We start from the raw sequence: 15,160 nt of genomic DNA on the forward strand, positions 1-15,160 counted from the left end.
GGGAGTCTCCGCGGGTCGCATGACAATTAGGAGCAACGCTCTCTCAACACGTCATTGCGAGCCATCGAGGAATTCGTCTCGCTCTGTCCCCGCGGAGACTCCCTCTCACCCTAACCCTCTCCCCGCAAGCGGGGAGAGGGAGAGACCTCACTTCATCGGGCACTTGTCGTGGAAGCGGTCCTGGTCATCAGTGACGATGGTGGCAACGGTCTTCAGCGAAAGCTCACCACCGGCGCCCTTCACCACGTCCTGCAAATAGAAATTCTGGATCGGTATGTGGTTATTGCCGAATTTGAAGGGGCCGCGCAGCGACTTGAAATTAGCCTTCTCCATCTCGGCCTTCATCGCGTCCTTCTTGCTGGTGTCGCCCTTCACCGCGACGACCGCGCTGTTGATGAGCTGGGCTGCGTCATAGGCTTGCGCGCCGTAATAGGTCGGACGCAGGCCAGGATACTTCTTGCGATAGTCGGCGACAAAGCGCTTGTTCTGCTCGTTGGGGAGATCGTTGACCCACTCCTGCGCGCCGGGAACGCCGAGCGCGTTCTCCTTCTGGAGCGGCAGCGACAGCTCGTCGACGGTGAAGGCGGTGTAGAGCGGCATCGTGCTCTTCAGGCCGGCCTGCGCATATTGGTTGAGGAACTGCACGCCGGCAGCACCCGGATAGAACACGAAGATCGACTCGGCCCCGGAGGCGCGCGCCTTGGAGAGCTCGGCGGAGAAATCGAGCTGGCTCGGCCAGACCGTATATTCCTCGCCCTTGATTTCGCCCTTGAAGGTGCTCTTGAGGCCGGCGAGCATGTCCTTGCCGGCGGCATAGTTCGGGCCGATCAGGAACACGCTCTTGACGCCGTTCGCGTTCATGTAGAGGCCCACGGCGGCCGGCGTCTGGTCGTTCTGCCAGGAAGTCGAGAACACGTAAGGCGAACACAGCTCGCCCGCGAGCTGCGACGGGCCGGCATTGGCCGAGATCAGGAAGGTCTGGGAGTCGACCGCGGTCTTGAGCGAGGCCAGCAGCACGTTCGACCAGATGTAGCCGACGATGAAGTCGACCTTGTCGGACTGCACCAACTTCTCGGTCTTCTGTTTGCCGACGTCAGGCTTTTGGCCGTCGTCCTCGTAGATCACCTCGACCGGCTTGCCATCCATCTTGCGCCCGAGATGATCGAGCGCGAGCTCGAACGAGTTGCGCATGTCGTTGCCGATCACGGCGGTCGGGCCGCTGAAGGTCGAGACGAAACCGATCTTGATGGTGTCGCCGGCGGATGCCGGACTTGCCAGTGCGAGCGCAGCCGCCCCCGCCAGCCAGAATGCTGTCTTCATAACCACTCCCCTCCTTATTATTGATCCCGGAAACGGGGTGATTGCCGCCCCCGGGTCTGTCTCTATTGAACGCAAAATCTGTCGCGCCGCCAATGGCTCAATGCCCGCCCCTGCACCATATTTCGCCCCAATCGCCGATGGCAAGAAATATAATTCTACTCACTTCGGCCAAGGCCTTATTAAGCCTGCGGCGCTTTTTCGCGCCTGATCGATACACCGGGCCTATGCAGCGATTGATGACGGCTATTGGACCGCGGCGGCCAATCCGCACTTAAATGGGTAAGAGCAGCAGTGAGATTCGGGGACGCATCATGACTACGACACCGCATCGCGTCGTCATCGTCGGAGCCGGCTTCGGCGGGCTTGAGACGACCTACCGGCTCGCGGGCGCGCCGGTCGAGATCACGCTGATCGACCGCCGCAACCACCATCTGTTTCAGCCGCTGCTCTATCAGGTCGCGACCGCCTCGCTCGCGACCAGCGAAATCGCCTGGCCGGTCCGGCATCTCATGCGCGATCGGCGCGAGGTGACGACGCTGTTTGCGACCGTTAGCGGCGTCGATGCCGGCAGGCGCTGCGTGCTGATCGATGACGGCAGCGAGGTGCCCTACGACACGCTGGTGCTCGCCACCGGCGCGCGGCACGCCTATTTCGGCCATGACGAATGGGAGCAGTTCGCGCCCGGCCTGAAGACGCTGGAGGATGCCACCACCTTGCGCCGGCACATCCTGGTGGCGTTCGAACGCGCCGAGCGTGAGACCGATCCGGCCAGGCGCGCGGCGCGGCTGACGTTTGTGATCGTCGGCGCCGGCCCGACCGGCGTCGAGCTCGCCGGCACCATCGCGGAGATGGCCCACCGCACCTTGCCGGGTGATTTCCGCAACATCGACACGACCAAGGCGCGCGTGGTGCTGATCGAGGCCGGTCCGCGCGTGCTGGCGGGCTTTGCGGATGATCTGTCGGCCTATGCGCAGGCCTCGCTCGAGAAGATTGGCGTCGAGGTCGTGCTGGGGCAGGCGGTGACCGAGATCGATCGCGACGGTGTCGTGTTCGGCGGACAACGCTTGAATGCGAAGACAAGGATCTGGGCCGCCGGCGTGCGCGCTTCGCCCGCAGCGGAATGGCTGGGCGCGCCAAGCGATCGCGCCGGACGCGTGCAGGTCGAGGACGACCTGACGATTCCCGGCCATCCCGAGATCTTTGCGATCGGCGACACAATTTCGATCAACGCCTGGGACGGCAAGCCGGTACCCGGCATCGCGCCGGCGGCGAAGCAGCAGGGGAAGCACGTCGCCGAAACGATCAAGGCGCGGCTGCGCGGCGCGCCGACCGCCCCTTTCCGCTACAAGCACGCCGGCAGCCTCGCCCAGATCGGCAAGCGGCTCGCAGTGATCGATTTTGGCAAGATCAAGCTGCGCGGCACCATCGCGTGGTGGATCTGGGGCATCGCCCACATCTATTTCCTGATCGGCCTTCGCCACCGCCTCAGCGTTGCGCTGAGCTGGCTGTGGACCTACGCGCGAGATCAGCGCGCAGCGCGGCTGATCACGCAGGGATCAAGCAAGGTGGTGTAGCGAGACTTCTCTTACCCTCCCCCTCCAGGCTAAGGCGTGCACACTTCTCGGAGCCTCCAACCGAGAGCCATCTGCTCGAAGCGGTGCCAACCTCTTCGCATGGTGATGGGGCCGGGCGGCCGCTCGGAGGCGTAGCCGGTCCATCCTCCGAGCCGAGCAATGATCCATGCAAGCCAAGCGATGGAGTGCTCGGGATGAGGGTTCTTTTGCTTGACGGTTTTGCCTTCGAGCTTGACCTGCAAGGTTTTGAGTATCGGCAGCTGGTCCGCCGGCACTACGTCAGTGGCCGGACGGTCGACCGTGCCGTCGCGGGCGAGGACGAGTTGCATGATCTTGATAGCTGCCATCACCGCGATGGCGGCGAGCTTGAACAGCGCCTCGGCCGCCTCGACCTGGCTGCTCTCGATGTCGAGCCCTTGGCTTTTGCTGGTGCGGAACAGCTGCTCGATGTGCCAGCGCTGACGGTACCAAGCGACAATCTGCAGCGCTTGCTCAACCGTCGTCACCGCATGAGTAGTAACAAGGCGCCAGTGGATCGGCTCTTCGACAGAGGGATCGAGTTCCTTCACCTCTACCAAACGCAACGTCAATTGATGCGCCGCTTTCCGGTCGCTGCAGTTGGCCGGGCGCTTGATGGTCACCTCGCCAAAGCGCAGTGCGATCTTGGCCGTTCGGGCCGGACGGCCGGGCTGTGCCCGAACCTCCAAATCGAAGCGATGCTGGACCGGCCAGTTCTGGGCAATATCAAACAACCTTCCGCCACCCACCAAGGCGCGATCGCGACAGACGCGCGTGAGCAAATGGGTCCGAGCGTCAGGAATCCGGTCAAATTCTTCGTAAATGTCGCTCTCACGGTCGCCAATCACCGTGATCATCGCCGCCGCAGCAAGCGCACTCTTGGCGCCCGCAGCGCCCTTGATCCAACGATAGGACTCCTTCTCTTCGATCGGCTGGTTTCGGTAATCAGGCGATGCAGGCCCCCGGCGCGTCCAAATCTGCATCCCAGCGAGCCCGAGCAAGGCTCCGCTCCCGGCGTCAACTGCCAATACCGGATGCACAAACAAGCCCGGGTCAATCCCGTTACCGGAAGGGCCAAGGCCCCGGACCCGGCCGGCATGCCTCGCATAGTTCAGTTCCGTCGTGTCCTGGATCGCAAGCGCATGCAGCCCTGCAACCCGCTCCGACAGCACCTCTGCGCCATGCCCGGCGATCTCATCCACTGTCACGCTCGGATTGTTCAGCCAGCGGCTGAACCCCACCCATTCGGCACGGCCATCGGCGGCTGCGCGCAGGTTCATCGTGACGCGTTCGACGGCGCGCTGCAACAACAGCGCCCCCTTTTGGCCAGTCGAACGTCACCAAAACGGCCGACTGACCAATCCATTCCTGCCTTCAATGCGGTTATCCTTCTTGCAAACCGCACCGCAAGGAATCAGACTCGATTCCCTCAAGGCAAGAAAAATCGTGTGCACGCCTTAGCCTGGAGGGGGAGGGTCGCTACGCATGCAGCGAAGCGAAATGCGTAGCGGGGTGGGGTGACGGTCTCTCCACCTCCAACAGTGTCCGTGTGGAGAGATCACCCCACCCCGCTCGCGCTGCGCGCGATCGACCCCTCCCCTCCAGGGGAGGGTGAAGGAGACCGCGCCCACGGCTTACTTTACCAATTCGCACCCACCCTCCGCCAGCGGCCGGAACGCCTGGTCCGCCGGTATTGTCGAGACCAGCTTGTAATAGTCGTAGGGATATTTCGACTCCTCCGGCTTCTTCACCTCGAACAGGTACATGGGATGCACGACGCGGCCGTCCTGGCGGATCGTGGTGTCGCCGAACAGCTTGTCCTTGCCCCTGAACTTCTTCATCTCGGGCACGACCTCCTTCGCATTGTCGCTGCCGGTTGCCGCGACCGCATTGAGATAAGCGAGCGTAGAGGCATAGACGCCGGCCTGGTTGCCGCTCGGCATCTTGCCATTCATGCCCGGCCGCGCCGCAAAGCGTTTTGCAAACGCGCGGGTGTCGTCGTTCATGTCCCAATAGAAGGCTTCCATCAGCTGGAGGCCCTGCGCGACCTTGATGCCCATGCCGTGGACGTCGTTGATGAAGAGCAGGAAGGCGACGAGCTTCTGCCCGCCCTGCTGGATGCCGAACTCTGCGGCCTGCTTCACCGCGTTGATGGTGTCGCCGCCGGCGTTGGCAAGGCCGATCACTTGCGCCTTCGAGCCCTGCGCCTGCAACAGGAAGGAGGCGAAGTCGGAGGTGCCGAGCGGATGTTTGGATGAGCCGAGCACCTTGCCGCCATGCGCTTCGATATACTTTTGCGCTTCCGCCTCGATGCCCTTGCCGAGCGCGTAGTCGACCGTCAGAAAATACCAGTCCTTGCCACCACGGGACATCATCGCCGCCGCCGTGGTGTTGCCGGTCGCCCAGGCGTCGTTGACCCACTGGATGGTGTTGGGCGAGCAGGCCTTGCCGGTGAGATCCGAGCTTGCCGTGGATGACGCCAGGAACGTCATGCGGCTGTCGCGCAAGAGCGTGTTGATGGAAAGGCCGACGGCCGAGTTCGGCACGTCGACGATGGCATCGACGCCTTCGACATCAAGCCATTTGCGCGCAATCGCATTGCCGACGTCCGCCTTGTTCTGATGATCGGCATAGACGATCTCGACCTTGATGCCTTTGCCGCCGCCGTTGAAGTCCTCAGCCGCCATGCGCGCGGCCTCGACGGACCCCATGCCGTTGGTGTCCTGGAAGATGCCTGAGATGTCGTTGAGCACGCCGACACGCACGACATTGTCGGAAATCTCCGCGCCTGCTGAACTAGCCGCAAGGCTCGCGGCCAGCGCGAGCGTCCACTTCAGATGTTTCATCGCTCCCTCCCCTGTTTTGACTTGCCGCCGCGGTCAGGCCGGTGTGATGGTCACCGGCAGGCTGTCCAGCCCGCGTAGCGTATTGTTGAAGCGGCGCTTCGGCTCGCCCGTGATCTCGATGCTGGCGACGCGGCGGGCCAGCGCCGTAAGCATCGTCTCGCCTTCCAGGCGCGCCACGAGCTGGCCGACGCACATGTGGATGCCGGAGCCGTAGCCGACATGACCGGAGGTGCGGCGCGTGATGTCGTAATCGTCCGGCCTGTCCCAGCGCCGCGGATCGCGATTGGCGGCGGCGAGGAACATCAGCACCTTCTCGCCCTCGCCGATCGTCGCGCCGGAGAGCTCGACATCGCGCGTGGTGGTGCGGAAGAACGTCTGCACCGGACTCTCAAACCGCACCGCCTCCTCGAAAGCGTTACGGGCCAGTGTGAGATCGGCACGCAAGCGCTGCCATTGCTCCGGGAAGCGCGCGAGGCAGTAGACCGCCGCACCGATGCCATTGACGGTGGTGTCCAGGCCGGCCGACAGCAATGATCGCACCAGCAGCGGCGCCTCTTCCGCCGTGATCGCACCCTCGTCCACATGGGCGTGAATGCAGGCTCCGATGCCGGCGGGCGTGAGGTTATCGCGCTGGCACTGCGCGGTGACATAGGCCTGGTGCGGCGCCGAGCGCGCAATGGCCTCCTGGCGCAGCTCGTTGGGCGGGCCGAACGCATTGAACACGACGCTCGCGTAGGGAATCAGATGTTCGCGGCCCTCCGGCTTCAGGCCCAGCGCATCCGGAAAGATCGAGAGCGGATAGGCTTCCGCGAGATCCGTGATCGCGTCGAAGCTGCGCTTCTCCAGCAGCGCATCGACCCGCTTCTCGGCTGCCGCTGCAAAGCGGTCGCGCAGCCCTTTCATCACGGTCGGCGACAGCACCTTTGACAACACGGCCCGCGTGCGGGTGTGCGCAGGCGGATCGGCTTCGAGAATCAGGCTCGGCGGCCGCCAGGGCGCCTCCTTCTTGAAGTCCGAGAGACCAACGCCGCGGCTGGAGCAGAACGTCGCGGGATCGTTCAGGACAGCATGGACCTCGGCATGGCGCGCCACGCCGTAGACGTTCCACTTATCGAGATAGACGATCGGCCCCGCCTCCCGCAGCAGCTCATGCACAGGATAGGGATCGGCAAAAAAATTCATCGCGAAGGGATCGACGTCGAGATGCGGGACGCCTGAAGCAGGGGAGCCGGATGCGCTCATTGAAGTCCTCCCTCATTTTGATCTTGTGAAAGGGCGGCGCTTGCCCTTAGGTCTGCCGGCACGCCACGAGCCAGAAGCCCGACATGCCGCCTTCGACCAGAGCCCGCCAGAAAACTGCGACTGCCGAGGCAGGGCCGACGCTCGACCTCGACCGTTACGTCCCGGCCTTCATCACCTTCATCGCCAACAAGCTCTCGAACAGCGCGACCGCGTTCTATCAGAAGCAGTTCGGCGTCAACGTCACGGAATGGCGGATCATGTCGCTGCTGGCGATCGAGCCCGGCATCCCGGCCTCGCGCATCTGCCACGTCATCGGCTTCGACAAGGGCCCGGTGAGCCGAACGTTGGCGGGACTGGAGAAGCGCGGGCTGGTGTCGATCCGCACCGATCCGAACGATGGCCGCACCCACTCGATCTCGCTGACGGCGAAGGGCCGCGCCACCCATGACAAGGTGATCGTCGCGGCGTTCGAGCGCGAGCGGCGGCTGTTGTCGTGCCTGAGCAAGGATGAGCGCGAGGTGCTGATCGATCTGCTCCGCCGGCTGCACGAAAATCTCGGCGCGGTGACGGACGGCAGCACCGAGGCCTGACACGCCGCGCGCCGGGCGCCATCCCCCCTCATTCCCAGGCATGGCCCGGCGTCTGCCGACGGTGCCATTGCGACCGAGCATTGTTTCCTCCGAGATCAGACGCGGCAGTTCCTTCGCCGTCATTCTTCTCCGGCAGGGTTCGCATAACTTAGTTGCTTAGGCAACAAAAGAATCGACAAAGATATTGCGGCAGGCTGACTGGCCTATTGGCCATTGCCGCTCTCGTGTCCCGGACGCGGCGCGGCATGAAATGACGCGACGCAGAGCCGGGATCCACGCACCCATGTGTACGACGAGAGATGGGTCGGCTCTGCAGCACATCACTGCGTGCTGCGCTGCGTCCGGGGCACGGGAGCGATTAGTTGAGCAGGCAACTCAGCCGTTGCAACCGATCCAGTCGCCCGCCGCATCATCGTTCAACCGCGCCACCGCCTCCGCACGCCGTGTCAGCACGGCGCGCTGATTGATGTAGCCCTTGTCGGTGATCTCGCCGCCATCGACCGAGGGCGGCTCGGCGAGCAGCAGTGCGCGGGTGGCGTGGCCGGAGGAATTGCCGCTCTGCTGCTTCAGTCTTGCGAGCCCCTGCGCGATCGCGACCCTGACCTTGTCATGCGCCAGCACGTCGTTCACATCTGCCGTTTCGGGCAGACCGGCATGGGCCCGACAGGCACCAAGGCTCGGGAACACCAGGAAGCGTACTTCGTCGCCGCCATGGCCGGCAACAACAATGTCCTGCGCAAGCGGCGCCAGTGCGGCGATGCCGGCAACGCGCAGCGTGCCGACGCTGACCCAGGTGCCGGAATTGAGCTTGAAATCTTCGGCAACGCGGCCGTCGAAGAACAGCCCGCGTTCAGGCCGCACGGGATCCGCGAATTTCACCGCGTCGCCGATGAGATAGAAGCCCTCCTCGTCAAAGGCCTGTCTGGTCAGCTCCGGCGCCTTCCAATAGCCCGGCGTGACGTTGGGGCCGCGCACCCGCACCTCCAGCTTGTCGCCTGACGTGACGAGCTTCAGCTCGGTGCCGGGAATCGGCACGCCAATATTGCCGGAGCGCTCGGCCAGGAAATGGCAGTCTGTGGCGAGCGGCGACGTTTCCGTCGAGCCCCAGGCCGAGACCATCGGCAATGCACGGCCGACGGTCTCGATGGAAAGCTCCTCTAACGCGTCCCAGAGATTCTGCGGCAAGGCGGCGCCGGCATAGAAGGCGAACTTCACCTCCCTGAAGAAGCGGCGACGCAACTCGTCATCGCCGCGCAGCGCCGCGATCAGTATGTCAAAGCCGCGCGGCACGTTGAAATAGACTGTCGGCATCACGCTCTTCAAGTTGGCGAGTGACGTCGCAAAGAGACCGGGTGCCGGCTTGCCACTATCGATGTAGAGCGAGCCGCCATTGCGCAGCACGAGATTGAAATTGTGGTTGGCACCGAAGGTATGACTCCAGGGCAGCCAGTCGAGAATGACCAGGTCGCCGCGGCCTGGCTCGAGGAAGGTCCAGGTCTGCGCCTTGGCCTGCTGGCTCGAGGTCAGCATGCGCTGGGTGTTGATGACCGCCTTGGGCGTTCCGGTGGAGCCCGAGGTGAACAGGAATTTTGCGATCGTATCCGGCGTCACTGCGGTGAACGCCTTTGCGACCTCGGGCGTCTCCGGCGTCGCCGCGACGGTGCGGAACGCCAACGCATCGGCATCATCGGCATTGCCGCTGATGATCTGCGCATTGTGGAATGGCTTGATCGCGGCCAGGGCCGCCGCAAACGGCTTTGTCGCGGAGACATAGATCGCGCCGGGTTCGAGCAACGCGATCATGCTCTTCAGCTTGTCGAAGTCTTTCGACATCAGCGAATAAGCCGGCGAGATCGCGGCTGAGGGCACGCCGACATGCTGGGCGGCGAGCGCCAGCAGCGCATGGTCGATGCTGTTGTCGGAGAGAATCACGAGCGGACGCTCGGCGCTGAGCCCCTGCGCCAGGATCCAGGACGCAGCCGCACGCACCTGCCGCAACGCCTGGGCATAGGTCACGGTGGTCCAGGGCGCGTCGGCATTGCCGCGCTCGGCAAGGAAGATCATGTCGGGCGTCTGCCGCGCAAAATGCTCCAGCCAGTCGCCGATGCAGCCCGCGCTCTCGCGCAAGGGCTCCGGCGAGCGCAGCACGATGCTGCCGTCGGCGCGGTGCTCGGCGACGGTTCTTGGCGTTGCGAACAGGTGAGAGGCGTCACCGCGGTGGGCGGCCGTCGTCATGGGTTTCCTCCTCGCCCGGTCGGGACCCGGGATCGTCCGCAGCCTCGTTCCGGGCTGCTTTGGCCGTAATGTTGAGCACAGCAACCGTTGTCGTCACACGACCGGCAGGGCGAAGACAAGATCAGCTCCTGTGGATTCTGTCCTGCTCCGCCCGACCCAGCTGCTCAAAACATATGCAAATGCCCTCGAACGGGCGCTAGGGCTGCGACACATCGGCTGGTCGAAATATCCTATAACTGCATGATAGCTCGACAATATCCGGAGCACTGGTCGCTGCCCCGGTAATGTACACAATGGCACGTCGCTTGCTTCAATCCAGGCGAGGACAAGTTGCCGGAGTTTTGTCGCTATGGGGGCTGAGCAGCCTGAAACGATCGCCGCGATCGTGGCCGCGCATCGTGCGGGCACGATGACGCCGGCGCAGACGATCACGCGGACTTATCAGCGCATCCGCGACCACAACGACCCCGCCGTCTTCATCAGCCTGCGCGACGAGCAGGACGCGATTGCGGAAGCCGAAAAGCTCGCCACGAAGGACGCGGCCGGCCTACCGCTCTATGGCGTGCCGGTCGCAGTGAAAGACAATATCGACGCCCTCGGATTTCCCACCACCGCGGCCTGCCCCACCTTCTCCTATACGCCGACGCACGATTCGACCGCGGTCGAACGGCTGCGCGCAGCGGGCGCGATCATCATCGGCAAGACCAATCTCGACCAGTTCGCGACCGGCCTCGTCGGCGTGCGCTCGCCCTACGGCATCCCGAAGAACCCGATCCGCGAGGATCTCATCCCCGGCGGATCGAGCTCGGGCTCCGCCGTGGCGGTCGGCGCTGGCCTCGTGCCGCTGTCGCTCGGCACCGACACCGCCGGCTCAGGCCGCGTGCCGGCGATGCTCAACAATATCGTCGGGCTGAAGCCGAGCCTCGGCATGATCTCGACCGCGGGCCTGGTGCCGGCCTGCCGCACGCTCGACTGCATCTCGGTGTTCGCGCTGACGGTGGACGACGCCGCGCTCGCGCTCTCCGTCTTGGCCGGCCCCGACCAGGCCGATCCGTTCTCGCGCGACCGGCCGCTCGGCGCGATCACGACGTTTCCGGCGAACCTGCGCCTCGGCGTGCCGCGCAGCGGCCAACTGATTTTCTTCGGCGACAAGACGGCGGAGGCCGCCTATGGCGAGGCGCTGAAGCGCTGGACCGCGCTCGGTGCTGGCCTGGTCGAGTTCGACCTCGAGCCGCTCTACGAGACGGCGCGGCTGCTGTATGAGGGACCGTGGGTCGCCGAGCGCTATCTCGTGATCAAGGGTCTGCTGGCGTCCGCGCCTGATTCGATTCATCCGGTGACGCGCGATATCACCGCGGCGGGCGCGCGGCTCACGGCCGCAGAAACCTTCTCCGCGCTGTATCGCCTGCAGGGACTGCGCAAGATCGCCGAGCGCACCTTCGCAAACGTCGACGCGCTGGTGCTGCCGACGGCGCCGACGGCGTATACGACTGCGCAGGTGCTGGCCAATCCGATCGAGCTCAACAGCCGGCTCGGCACCTACACCAACTTCGTCAACCTGCTCGACCTGTGCGGTCTTGCGGTGCCGGCATCGATGCGTGCGGACGGCATTCCGTTCGGCATTACGCTGCTCGCGCCGGCTGGACGCGATGCGCTGCTCGCCAGCATCGGACGCGTCTTCCACGCGGATACGGAGCTGACCATGGGTGCAAAGCGCGTGGCGCAACCTGCGCTCGCGCCACTGCCAGCAAGGGGCACCGACGAAATTCCGATCGCGGTGGTCGGTGCGCATCTCTCCGGCATGGCACTCAACGGCGAATTGACGGCGCTGAACGCAAAGCTGGTCGAAGCGACCAGGACCGCCCCCGATTACAAGCTCTATGCACTCAAGACCACGCCGCCGAAGCCGGGCCTGCTGCGCGTCGAGGCCGGGACAGGCGCCTCGATCGAGCTGGAGATCTGGTCACTGTCATCCTCCGCCTTCGGCAAGTTCGTCAACGCGATCCCCGCGCCGATGGCGATCGGCACCATCAGGCTAGCCGATGGCCCCCGCGTGAAGGGATTTCTGGTCGAGCCGGAAGTGTTGGGTGACGCCCGCGATATCACGGCGTATGGCGGATGGCGCGCCTATATGAAGGAAGCCGCGGCGAGGCAAGTCTCGTAGGATGGGCAAAGCAACTTGTCCGCCGTAGCTCAAAGAGCGAAGGCGGAAGCGTGCCCACCCTCATCATTCGTCGAGATAGGTAGTGGACACGGCGCTTCGCACCTTTTGCCCATCCTACGGCACTGATTTCATTCACGCCGATTTGCGCCAGGCGGCTTCGTTCTTCTTTTCGTAATCGTCGAATGCCTTGACAAGGCCGGACAGGACTTCGGCCGAGGTTTCAAACATCGCGGCGAGCTGCGGCTCGTCGACCTTGCGGATGTCTTCGCGCAGATGCGTCACCGTCTCCTGGAGACGCTGCTTCATCTTCTGGGTGTGATGGCGAGGATCTTTCTCGGAGGATGCCATGAGGTTTCTCCTTTTCGGATCGATGGTGGGAAACAATCGAGGCAAAGCCCGGTTCCTGGCAGCAGACGGCGCGCCTTCACCTCATGGTGAACGTGCAACGGTGCGGAACTCAGACCGAGACCGCGTAGATCTCGTATTCGCCGCGCACCAATTCGATATGCGCGCGCATCGCCGCGGCGGCGCCCTGCTTGTCGCCGCGCATGATGGCGACAACGATGCGGTCGTGCTCGGCCTGCGATTTTGCCAATCGGCCGAGATTGCGGAACTGGGCGCGACGGAACGGCTGCACGCGCACGCGGGTGGCGAGCGTGATCTCGGCGATGTAGCCATTCTGCGATCCCGCATAGATCGCGTTGTGGAAGCGCTCGTTGACCTCGTGGAAGCGATCGGGATTGCCGGCGTAGCTCAAAACTCGCAGCTCTTCGTGAACAGCCTCGAGACCATGACGCTCGGCGGCGGACATGCGCTCGGCCGCAAGGCCGGCGCACAATGCCTCCAGCTCCGCCATCGCGTCGAACATGCTCTTGAGCCGCTCGATCGAGGGCTGCGCCACCACCGCCCCGCGATGCGGCCGTGCCTCGACGAGGCCGCTTGCGACCAGCTGGCGCAGCGCCTCGCGCACCGGCGTGCGCGAGACGTTGAAGCGGCGCGCGATGTCGGTCTCGTCCAGCGGCGCACCGGGGGCCAGGGTCCCGCGCACGATCTCGTCGGCGAGCTGCAGGCGCAATTCTTCGGCGCGCGTGACCTTGTGCACGCTGGGCTGCGCCCGGTCGACCCGTGGCACCACCGGCTCGGCCGGCAACGTCCCGCGCGGAAGATCGTCAAGCGTCATACGGTCTCTTTCGGCTCGTCGATGATGCTGACATGGGCGGCGACGACGCGCCAGCCCTCCGGGAAGCGAATCCAGGTCTGCATCTGCCGGCCGACCTTGCCCGGCAAGGTCTCGCGATAGAAAAGCGTCGAGGCGACGGCCGTGTCGCGGCCATAGCTGGTGATGACGGTCTTCGCAGTGCGACGATTGAGGCCGACCGGCGAGCGGGCGGCGCGGAAGCCGGCGATCGCCTGGTAGCCGTAGAGGTTCTCGCCGATGCCGTAGCGCAGGGTGCGGGAATCATTGCGGAACAGCTCGCCGAGCACGGCGACGTCGTTGCTGACGAGGGCCTGCTCATAGCGTTCGAACGCGGCTTTGACTTCCGCGATCACGTCAGGGAGATCGACCTCCATCTCAAAGTCCTCTCGACGCGGGCGCAGCGACGACGCCCATCTTTTCCAACGTGTACGCGACGCGCAGCGCGATGTCCTCGCGCCAGGGCGCGACGATGATCTGCACGCCGATTGGCAGCGGCTCGAGCGGCACGGGAACTGCGACCACAGGCAGGCCGATGAAGGAGATCGGCTGGGTGTGGATGCCGATGTTGGCGCGCACCGGCAGCTCGACGCCGTCGAGGTTGAAATTCACCTGACCGAGCTTTGGCGCGGTGCAGGGTGTCGCCGGCGCAATCAGCACGTCGACCGATTTGAATATCTCGGCGAACTGGGCGCGATACCAGCGGCGGAATTTTTGTGCGCGGTCGACCAGCGGCGCCGGCACCATCGCGCCTGCGATCAGCCGGTCGCGCACCGCCGGATCGAAATCGTTCGGCCGCTTGCGCAGGCGATCGAGATGCAGCGAGGCGCCTTCGGTGGTGGTGATGACATAAGCCGCCGCGCGGGCGCGCGCGGCTTCGGGAATATCGACCACCTGCGTTGCGCCAAGCGCCTTGGCGACGCGGCTGACGGCCTCGACAGCTTCCGGAAACACGTTCTTCTGGAAGTAGCCGCCGGCGATCGCAATGCGCAGGTCCGAAACCGGATTGCCAAGCAGCGGCAGCGTCGGCTCGAGCCCACGCGTCGCGCAGGCGCTGTCGTCGGCATCCGGGCCCTGCATCACGTCATAGGCGAGCGCAAGGTCGGTGACGGAGCGCGCGAACGGACCGAGATGATCGAGGCTCGCGACGAACGGGAACGAGCGCGCGCGCGATAGCCGGCCATAGGTCGGCTTCAGGCCAAAGATGCCGCAGAACGAGGACGGCACCCGGATCGAACCATTGGTGTCCGAGCCGAGCGCAATCGGCACCAGCGCGCCGCCCACGGCGCTGCCGGAGCCGCCGGAGGAGCCGCCGGTCATCCGCGTGGTGTCGTGCGGATTGCGCGAGGGACCGTCATGGACGTTCTCGCCGGTGAAGTCATAGGCGTATTCACCCATGTTGAGCGCGCCGACGAGCACGGCGCCGGCCGCTTCCATCCGCTCGATCAGCGTGGCGTCACGCTTGGCCGGCGCGAGGTCGCGGTTGATCCTGGAGCCGGCCCGGGTCGGAAGTCCGGCGACATCGAACAGGTTCTTCACCGCGAAGGGCACACCGGCGAGCGGACCGACGGTCTTGCCCGCGGCGATATCGGCATCGATCGCGCGCGCTTTCGCACGAGCCCGCTCGGCCGTGACGTCGGTGAAGGCATTGAGGATGGTGTCGTGCTGCTTGATGCGTGCAAGAGCCGCTTCGATGGCATCGCGCGCTGACATCTTGCGGCCGGCAACCGCGGTGGCGATCTCTGCGCCCGTCATCTCTGGCTTGGCGGTCATGGCAGCATCAGGCCGTAAAGACCGGCGCCGGCTCGGTCTCGTCCGGCAGCGCGAATTCGTCGACGAGGCGGCCGAGCCGCAGCGAGACTTCCAGATTGGCACGCACCGCGGGCCGCCAAGCCTCCTCGACCGGCAGCGCCAGCGCTTTCGATACGGCGTCGATATAGTCGTGGATATGATTGTCTTGCGGCTCGGCCATCACG

13 protein-coding genes are annotated in these 15,160 nt (G+C 64.7%); 3 read left to right on the forward strand and 10 right to left on the reverse strand.

Annotated features, from left to right (window positions below; all coding sequences use genetic code 11):
* Positions 1-147: 147 nt before the first annotated feature.
* Entirely contained in the window at positions 148-1,320 is a 1,173-nt protein-coding gene (locus JJB99_RS35045; RefSeq protein WP_200496644.1) for an ABC transporter substrate-binding protein, read from the reverse strand.
* A 311-nt stretch (positions 1,321-1,631) separates the two neighbouring features.
* Between JJB99_RS35045 and JJB99_RS35050 the strand changes: the two genes are divergently transcribed.
* Entirely contained in the window at positions 1,632-2,894 is a 1,263-nt protein-coding gene (locus JJB99_RS35050; protein ID WP_200496645.1) for an NAD(P)/FAD-dependent oxidoreductase, read from the forward strand.
* Positions 2,895-2,923: 29 nt separating this feature from the next.
* On the opposite strand, the gene JJB99_RS35055 is transcribed toward JJB99_RS35050, so the two are convergent.
* From JJB99_RS35055 to JJB99_RS35065, 3 genes are all read right to left on the reverse strand, one after another.
* Positions 2,924-4,222 carry an IS4 family transposase gene (locus JJB99_RS35055; protein ID WP_200496377.1) on the reverse strand — a complete coding sequence of 433 codons (1,299 nt, stop codon included), beginning with the start codon at positions 4,220-4,222 and terminating at the stop codon, positions 2,924-2,926.
* Between the two features lie 324 nt (positions 4,223-4,546).
* Positions 4,547-5,758, reverse strand: coding sequence for an ABC transporter substrate-binding protein (locus JJB99_RS35060; RefSeq protein WP_200496646.1), 1,212 nt, complete (start codon positions 5,756-5,758; stop codon positions 4,547-4,549).
* A 33-nt stretch (positions 5,759-5,791) separates the two neighbouring features.
* Positions 5,792-7,000, reverse strand: a complete 1,209-nt coding sequence (locus JJB99_RS35065; RefSeq protein ID WP_200496647.1) for a cytochrome P450 — start codon at positions 6,998-7,000, stop codon at positions 5,792-5,794.
* Positions 7,001-7,083: 83 nt separating this feature from the next.
* Between JJB99_RS35065 and JJB99_RS35070 the strand changes: the two genes are divergently transcribed.
* Positions 7,084-7,590, forward strand: coding sequence for a MarR family winged helix-turn-helix transcriptional regulator (locus tag JJB99_RS35070; protein WP_200496648.1), 507 nt, complete (start codon positions 7,084-7,086; stop codon positions 7,588-7,590).
* 375 nt (positions 7,591-7,965) lie between these two features.
* On the opposite strand, the gene JJB99_RS35075 is transcribed toward JJB99_RS35070, so the two are convergent.
* Positions 7,966-9,825: a feruloyl-CoA synthase gene (locus tag JJB99_RS35075; RefSeq protein ID WP_200496649.1), complete on the reverse strand. Its 1,860-nt coding sequence runs from the start codon at positions 9,823-9,825 to the stop codon at positions 7,966-7,968.
* A gap of 349 nt (positions 9,826-10,174) precedes the next feature.
* Between JJB99_RS35075 and atzF the strand changes: the two genes are divergently transcribed.
* Complete coding sequence (atzF, locus tag JJB99_RS35080) at positions 10,175-11,989, forward strand: allophanate hydrolase (RefSeq protein ID WP_200496650.1); 1,815 nt, start codon at positions 10,175-10,177, stop codon at positions 11,987-11,989.
* 132 nt (positions 11,990-12,121) lie between these two features.
* Here atzF and JJB99_RS35085 read toward each other — a convergent pair whose 3' ends face one another.
* From JJB99_RS35085 to JJB99_RS35105, 5 genes are all read right to left on the reverse strand, one after another.
* Positions 12,122-12,337 (reverse strand): hypothetical protein, encoded by a 216-nt coding sequence (locus JJB99_RS35085; protein ID WP_200496651.1) that lies wholly within the window; start codon positions 12,335-12,337, stop codon positions 12,122-12,124.
* 109 nt (positions 12,338-12,446) lie between these two features.
* Complete coding sequence (locus JJB99_RS35090) at positions 12,447-13,169, reverse strand: GntR family transcriptional regulator (RefSeq protein WP_200496652.1); 723 nt, start codon at positions 13,167-13,169, stop codon at positions 12,447-12,449.
* Positions 13,166-13,561, reverse strand: a complete 396-nt coding sequence (gene hpxZ, locus JJB99_RS35095) for an oxalurate catabolism protein HpxZ (RefSeq protein WP_200496653.1) — start codon at positions 13,559-13,561, stop codon at positions 13,166-13,168. Before hpxZ ends, JJB99_RS35090 begins: the two co-directional genes overlap by 4 nt.
* A gap of 1 nt (position 13,562) precedes the next feature.
* On the reverse strand, positions 13,563-14,957 hold the full coding sequence (locus JJB99_RS35100; protein WP_200496654.1) for an AtzE family amidohydrolase: 1,395 nt from the start codon (positions 14,955-14,957) through the stop codon (positions 13,563-13,565).
* A 7-nt stretch (positions 14,958-14,964) separates the two neighbouring features.
* Positions 14,965-15,156 carry a DUF4089 domain-containing protein gene (locus tag JJB99_RS35105; RefSeq protein ID WP_200496655.1) on the reverse strand — a complete coding sequence of 64 codons (192 nt, stop codon included), beginning with the start codon at positions 15,154-15,156 and terminating at the stop codon, positions 14,965-14,967.
* Positions 15,157-15,160 lie beyond the last annotated feature (4 nt).

Source organism: Bradyrhizobium diazoefficiens (genome assembly GCF_016616235.1).
Taxonomy (GTDB): domain Bacteria; phylum Pseudomonadota; class Alphaproteobacteria; order Rhizobiales; family Xanthobacteraceae; genus Bradyrhizobium; species Bradyrhizobium diazoefficiens_H.